The organism is Streptomyces sp. MB09-01 (genome assembly GCF_033794505.1).
Lineage (GTDB): Bacteria > Actinomycetota > Actinomycetes > Streptomycetales > Streptomycetaceae > Streptomyces.
Map to the genome: position 1 here is coordinate 1 of NZ_JARAYQ010000365.1, position 6,298 is coordinate 6,298.

Annotated in this window: 8 protein-coding genes; 4 read left to right on the forward strand and 4 right to left on the reverse strand. The window is 69.2% G+C overall.

From position 1 onward, the window contains the following. The coding region (gene pstA, locus PV721_RS39865; protein WP_319733234.1) for a phosphate ABC transporter permease PstA at positions 1-1,032 on the forward strand (1,032 nt) is incomplete at its 5' end. Positions 1,033-1,062: 30 nt separating this feature from the next. After that, complete coding sequence (pstB, locus tag PV721_RS39870; protein WP_319733236.1) at positions 1,063-1,839, forward strand: phosphate ABC transporter ATP-binding protein PstB; 777 nt, start codon at positions 1,063-1,065, stop codon at positions 1,837-1,839. Between the two features lie 143 nt (positions 1,840-1,982). On the opposite strand, the gene PV721_RS39875 is transcribed toward pstB, so the two are convergent. Both PV721_RS39875 and PV721_RS39880 read right to left on the reverse strand, forming a co-directional pair. Beyond that, positions 1,983-2,981: an inorganic phosphate transporter gene (locus PV721_RS39875; protein ID WP_319733238.1), complete on the reverse strand. Its 999-nt coding sequence runs from the start codon at positions 2,979-2,981 to the stop codon at positions 1,983-1,985. Positions 2,982-2,986: 5 nt separating this feature from the next. Then, positions 2,987-3,607: a DUF47 domain-containing protein gene (locus PV721_RS39880; RefSeq protein WP_033225924.1), complete on the reverse strand. Its 621-nt coding sequence runs from the start codon at positions 3,605-3,607 to the stop codon at positions 2,987-2,989. 194 nt (positions 3,608-3,801) lie between these two features. On the opposite strand from PV721_RS39880, the gene PV721_RS39885 reads away from it, so the two are divergent. Next, a complete protein-coding gene (locus tag PV721_RS39885; protein ID WP_319733242.1) occupies positions 3,802-4,140 on the forward strand; it encodes a metal-sensitive transcriptional regulator in 339 nt (112 codons plus the stop codon). Positions 4,141-4,196: 56 nt separating this feature from the next. On the opposite strand, the gene PV721_RS39890 is transcribed toward PV721_RS39885, so the two are convergent. Beyond that, positions 4,197-4,352 (reverse strand): hypothetical protein, encoded by a 156-nt coding sequence (locus tag PV721_RS39890; protein WP_319733247.1) that lies wholly within the window; start codon positions 4,350-4,352, stop codon positions 4,197-4,199. A 153-nt stretch (positions 4,353-4,505) separates the two neighbouring features. Next, on the reverse strand, positions 4,506-5,339 hold the full coding sequence (locus tag PV721_RS39895) for a hypothetical protein (RefSeq protein ID WP_319733244.1): 834 nt from the start codon (positions 5,337-5,339) through the stop codon (positions 4,506-4,508). 131 nt (positions 5,340-5,470) lie between these two features. On the opposite strand from PV721_RS39895, the gene PV721_RS39900 reads away from it, so the two are divergent. Then, the gene (locus tag PV721_RS39900) at positions 5,471-5,686 is read left to right on the forward strand and encodes a hypothetical protein (RefSeq protein WP_319733246.1); all 216 of its coding nucleotides are present in this window, start codon (positions 5,471-5,473) and stop codon (positions 5,684-5,686) included. Positions 5,687-6,298 lie beyond the last annotated feature (612 nt).

Consider the following 6,298-nt stretch of genomic DNA (forward strand, 5'->3'; position numbering starts at 1 on the left):
GCCCCCGCCAGCCTCACCCGAGGCGGCCTGCCCCGCTGGGCCCCGGCCGGCATCGCGGCCCTCTCGACCGCCCTCGGCTGCGGCATCGGCCTCGCGTTCGGCCTCCACAGCAAGGTGCAGTGGGGACTGCTCGCGGCCTTCCTGTTCGTCGTCATCACGTACACCGCGAGCGCGTTCGTCGAGAACCGGCGTCAGGCCAAGGACCGCGTCGCGACCTCCATGGTGTGGGTCTGCTTCGTCCTCGCGGTCATCCCGCTGCTCTCGCTGATGTGGACGACGATCAGCCGCGGCCTCGAGCTCCTTACCGCGAACTTCCTCACCCACTCCATGAACGGCGTGACCAGCTTCGACGAGGGCGGCGGCGTGTACCACGCGCTGCTCGGCACCATCGAGCAGGTCGCCCTGGCCACCCTGATCGCGGCTCCGATCGGCCTGCTGACCGCCGTCTACCTGGTCGAGTACGGCCGGGGCTCCCTCGCCAAGGCCGTCACCTTCTTCGTCGACGTCATGACCGGCATCCCCTCCATCGTCGCGGGCCTGTTCATCCTGACGACCTGGAACCTGATGCTCGGCTTCGGCCCCTCCGGCTTCGCCGGCGCCATGGCCCTGTCGATCCTGATGATGCCCGTCGTGGTCCGCTCCACCGAGGAGATGCTCAAGCTCGTCCCGAACGAGCTGCGCGAGGCCGCCCTCGCCCTCGGTGTGCCGAAGTGGCGCGTGATCCTCAAGGTCGTCCTCCCCACCGCGATCGGCGGCATCGCCACCGGCGTCATGCTGGCCGTGGCCCGCATCGCCGGTGAGACCGCGCCGATCATGCTGCTGGTCTTCGGTACCCAGCTGATCAACGGCAACCCCTTCGAAGGCGCCCAGTCCTCGCTCCCCCTCTACATTTGGGAGCAGTACAAGGTCGGCAGTGAAGCCTCCTACGACCGGGCGTGGGCCGCAGCCCTCGTACTGATCGCCTTCGTCATGATCCTCAATCTGGTGGCCCGCGGCATCGCCCGCTGGAAGGCCCCGAAGACCGGTCGCTGACGCGACTGTATGAAAGCGAAGTGACCCCTCATGGCGAAGCGAATCGACGTCAGCGGACTGTCCGCCTTCTACGGCAGCCACAAGGCCATCGATGACATCTCGATGACCGTGGAGCCCCGCTCCGTGACCGCCTTCATCGGCCCCTCCGGCTGCGGCAAGTCCACCTTCCTGCGCACCCTCAACCGCATGCACGAGGTCACCCCCGGTGGCCGCGTGGAGGGCAAGGTGCTCCTGGACGACGAGAACCTGTACGGCGCCGGCGTGGACCCGGTCGCGGTCCGCCGCACCGTCGGCATGGTCTTCCAGCGCCCGAACCCCTTCCCCACCATGTCGATCTTCGACAACGTGGCGGCGGGCCTGCGGCTGAACGGCAACTTCAAGAAGTCCGAGCTCTCGGGCGTCGTGGAGCGGTCCCTCAAGGGCGCCAACCTCTGGAACGAGGTCAAGGACCGCCTGAACAAGCCCGGCTCGGGCCTCTCCGGCGGCCAGCAGCAGCGCCTGTGCATCGCCCGCGCCATCGCGGTCGAGCCCCAGGTCCTCCTGATGGACGAGCCCTGCTCGGCCCTCGACCCGATCTCCACCCTCGCCATCGAGGACCTGATCGGCGAGCTCAAGGAGCGCTTCACGATCGTCATCGTGACGCACAACATGCAGCAGGCGGCCCGCGTCTCGGACCGCACCGCCTTCTTCAACCTCTCGGCGGTCGGCCAGCCCGGCAAGCTCGTCGAGATCGACGACACGGACCGGATCTTCTCGAACCCGTCCGTGCAGGCGACCGAGGACTACATCTCGGGCCGCTTCGGCTGAACCGAACGAGACGTCATGCGGCTCCCGCCGCGTGAGGATGACGTCCTGCGGTGCTGCATGGCGGTGCCACCGCAAGGCGAAAGAAAGAAAAAGGGCCGGCTCCCCCTGGGTGGGGGGAGCCGGCCCGCTTTCGTTCCGGCGTCCTACACGAAGGCGAGGTTCACGATCCAGAAGCTGACCGCGGCGACCAGGGCCGCGGCCGGCATGGTGATGAACCAGCCCATGACGATGTTCTTGGCGACGCCCCAGCGGACCGCGTTCACGCGCTTGGTCGCGCCCACGCCCATGATCGCCGAGGTGATGACGTGGGTGGTGGAGATCGGCGCGTGGAAGAGGTACGCCGAGCCGAACATGATCGAGGCGCCCGTGGTCTCGGCCGCGAAGCCCTGCGGCGGGTCCAGCTCGATGATCTTGCGGCCGAGCGTGCGCATGATGCGCCAGCCGCCCGCGTACGTACCCAGCGACAGCATCACGGCACACACGATCTTGACCCAGACCGGAATCGCCGCGTCGGCGCTCTGCACGTCGGCGATGACCAGCGCCATCACGACGATGCCCATCGTCTTCTGCGCGTCCTGGAGACCGTGGCCCAGCGCCATGGCGGCCGCGGACACGGTCTGCGCGATACGGAACCCGTGCTTGGCCTTGTGCGGGTTGGACCGGCGGAACATCCACAGGATGACCACCATCACCAGGTACCCGGCGACCAGACCGACGACCGGCGAGGCGAACATCGGGATGACGACCTTGTCGATCACCCCGCTCCAGATGACACCGGTGCCGCCCGCCAGCGCCGCGCCCACCATGCCGCCGAACAGCGCGTGCGACGAGGACGAGGGCAGGCCGAAGTACCAGGTGATCAGGTTCCAGACGATCGCTCCGACGAGCGCCGAGAAGAGGATCCACATGCCCCGGTCGCCCTGGGGCGTCTCGATCAGGCCCTCGCTGACCGTCTTGGCCACCCCGCTGCCCAGGAAGGCGCCGGCGAGGTTCATCACGGCGGCCATCGCCAGCGCCGCGCGCGGGGTCAGCGCCCGCGTCGAGACGGAGGTCGCGATCGCGTTCGCCGAGTCGTGAAAACCGTTCGTATACGTAAAGCCGAGCGCGACGCCGATGGTCACGACCAGAGCGAAGGTGTCCACGAGGTTCAGGACTCCTTGACCGCGATGGTCTCCACCGTGTTCGCAACGTGCTCGAACGCGTCGGCCGCCTCTTCGAGCACGTCGACGATCTGCTTGAGCTTCAGCACCTCGATGGCGTCGTACTTGCCGTTGAAGAGCTGCGCGAGCAGCTTGCGGTGGATCTGGTCGGCCTGGTTCTCGAGACGGTTGACCTCGATCCAGTACTCGGTGAGGTTGTCCATCGTCCGCAGGTGCGGCATGGCCTCGGCGGTCAGCTCGGCCGCGCGCGCCAGGACCTCGATCTGCTGCTCGACACCCTTGGGGAGCTCCTCCACGTTGTAGAGGACGACGAGGTCGACGGCCTCCTCCATGAAGTCCATGATGTCGTCGAGCGACGAAGCCAGGTTGTAGATGTCCTCGCGGTCGAACGGCGTGATGAAGGAGGAGTTCAGCTGGTGGAAGATCGCGTGGGTCGCGTCGTCCCCCGCGTGTTCCGCTGCCCGCATCCGCTCCGCGATCTCGACCCGAGCGGAGGAGTCCGCTCCGAGCAGTTCCATCAGGAGCTTGGAGCCCGTGACGATGTTGTCCGCGGATGCGGCGAACATGTCGTAGAAGCTCGTCTCCCTGGGGGTCAGACGAAATCGCACGTGAGGTCCTCGGGGTGCATCGGATTCGGTCAGGCTGATGCTAGGCGCATCCCCCGGCCACGGCTAACCGGCCGTTCCCCAGTGTCCTCCATCAGGCAGAGTGAGGACCACGGACCCCTGCCCCTTAGGCAGCGGCCCAGTAACCTATACCCATGAGGGGTATGCATCCCTCATTCCGGACCACGGGAGGACGCATGACGACCATCGAGGCGGAGGGCTCCGGAGCCGGCGCGCCCCACGACGGCGGAGCGGTCCACGGCTACCACCACCAGAAGGACGAGCACCTCAAACGACTGCGCCGGATCGAGGGCCAGATCCGCGGCCTGCAGCGGCTCGTCGACGAGGACGTCTACTGCATCGACATACTCACCCAGGTCTCGGCGAGCACGAAGGCCCTCCAGTCCTTCGCGCTCCAGCTGCTGGAGGAACACCTGCGCCACTGCGTGGCCGACGCCGCGGTCAAGGGCGGCACCGAGATCGACGCCAAGGTCGAAGAGGCCACGAAGGCCATCGCCCGCCTCCTGCGCACGTAGCGGGGTCCGGGGCGGAGCCCCTGGGGCACCCCCCGGTAGCCGGGGAGACGCGGCGGTCAGCCCGACCAGATGCCCATCAGCACCTCGTCGATCCGGTCCTGACTGAGCCGCTCCTCCGCCGCCGCCGACGCCGCGATGATCAGCTCACCGCACAGCTCGATCTCGGCGAGAGCCACGTGGTCCTGCACCGTCGAACCGCCTGCGGGAGTCACGCGTGTCACCTCAATCTGCCGTCTACGGTCATCGACGCTCGGGCCCGGCTTCTCAGCGTAGGGACGCCATGGCCCGGGGCGCATGACACGGATGGACCATTTCCGGATACCCGGCCATGGCCCGATCGCGCCGCTCCCCCTCCACCGGCCCCACTACTCGGCGATCTTCCCGGCGTAAATGTCCCCACTTGCCGGCAATACGACGGTCACGGGCGTCCCGAACCCGTACAGCAGCGTGGTCGACGAGACATCGATCACGCCATTGTTGACGTACGTGAAACGGTGCCGGACCTTCCGCAGCCGTCCCTGCTCGTCCAGGTAGACGTCGAACGGCACGGTGTCCTTGCTGAACCCTTTCGCCGCGGCCTCCAGCGCCCCCCGCACCTCCGCCGAAGCCCTCCCGGCGGCCCGCCCGATGTCGGTGGTCCCCCGGTAGTGCCGCACCTTGGTGCCCGCCACCTCGGTCTCCCCCACGTACGTCACTTCCTGCGCGCCCCGGAGCAGCTCGGCCGCGACCAGCGGATCGGTGGCCCCGCCCGTGACCAGGTTCCCGTCGGCGAGGGTCGTCGTGTCGACCCGGACCCACTTGTCGGCGGGGACGCCCGCACCGCGGTTCTTCATGTAGAGCGCGCCCGGCACGAGCAGCTCGGTGATGGGCCGGTGCTCGTCCTCGCCCTTCACATCGGCCGGCAGCATCACCAGGAGCTGCCCCATCCGGTTCTTGAAGTCGACCCCGCCCTCGCCGCGGATCGTGACCCGGGTGCCGCCCGTGGCCATCTCCATGGCCGTACGGGCCCGGGCGCTGCCCGCCTTCGTCAGCGCGTCGGCGGCCCCGCGGACCACCGCCGCCGCGTCCGCCGGAGGCCGCCCGTCACTGCCTCCGTCGCCCGCGCACCCGCTCATCGCCGTGACGGCCAGGGTGACGGCGGCAGCGAGCACGGCCTCACCCGAGCGTCCGGGCCGCCGCCTGTGCTGGTGAACCACCATCGCCTGCCAACCCCCAACGCATGACCGCTGCTTGCCCGAGGCCCCCACCCGCTCCGCTTAACGAGGTCCCGGGTTTCCCGTCACGGGGGCACCCCCTCCCCGGCGGCGGCCGCCCCGAGTACCGTGGCGGTGTGGAACCGCACACCGACGCGACCCTGGTCCCTCCGCTTGCCTCCGAGCCGCTCCCGCGGCCGACGTCACCACCGCAGCCCCCGACCGGCCACACCACCTCCACCGCCGAACGCGGAGCGTTCACCCTGGCGGTCTGCACCTGCGGCTGGTCCGGCCCGGCCCGCCGCTCCCGCGACCTGGCCCGCAGGGACGCCACCCGGCACCCGGCGGGCTGACGCAACGGCTCCGGGCGAGGGCCGACGGTCGAGCATCGGAGGCGGGATCACAGGCGGGGGTTCAGAAGCCGCGTATCCAGGGCCGCGGATCGAGGGCCGCGGATCGAGGGCCGCGGATCGAGGGCTGAGGATCGAGGGCTGAGGGTCCAGGGCTGAGGATCGAGGGCCGGGGGCCGAGGGGAATCCCTAGCCCGTTCGGACAGGCCCGGCTGGCCGGGGCGGGGCGCAGCGGATGCCCTTGATGCATGCCAGGATCCGCTGCCCGCCTCACGGCCCTCCTCTGGGCCCTGCTCATCGCGTTCGCCCCGGCCGCCGCGGCCTGGGCCAGGCCCATGGGCTCGGCGGACAGCCCGGCCGACGTGGCCATGGCCATCGGTCTCACCTCCGCCGCGGCCGCGGTCACCGGCGGGTGGCTGCGCTCCCGCTACCGCCGCGACGGCGGCACCGACGGCGGCGACCCGTGCCCCCCCCCCCTGCCCCTTAGAAAAACTCCCCGGCCACCGCGACAGGCAGAAAACCCCATTGCGGCCTCCCCCTGGCAAAAAAAAACACAACGCAGACACCTATGAAGACGACCCATACCACGCCACCTACAACGGACATCATCGCACC

What these genes read in the sequence shown, in the direction of transcription:
- PV721_RS39895 (WP_319733244.1), bottom strand. Translation starts at nt 5,339, where the DNA reads ATGGTGGTTCACCAGCACAGGCGGCGGCCCGGACGCTCGGGTGAGGCC.
- pstB (WP_319733236.1), top strand. Translation starts at nt 1,063, where the DNA reads ATGGCGAAGCGAATCGACGTCAGCGGACTGTCCGCCTTCTACGGCAGC.
- PV721_RS39885 (WP_319733242.1), top strand. Translation starts at nt 3,802, where the DNA reads ATGACGACCATCGAGGCGGAGGGCTCCGGAGCCGGCGCGCCCCACGAC.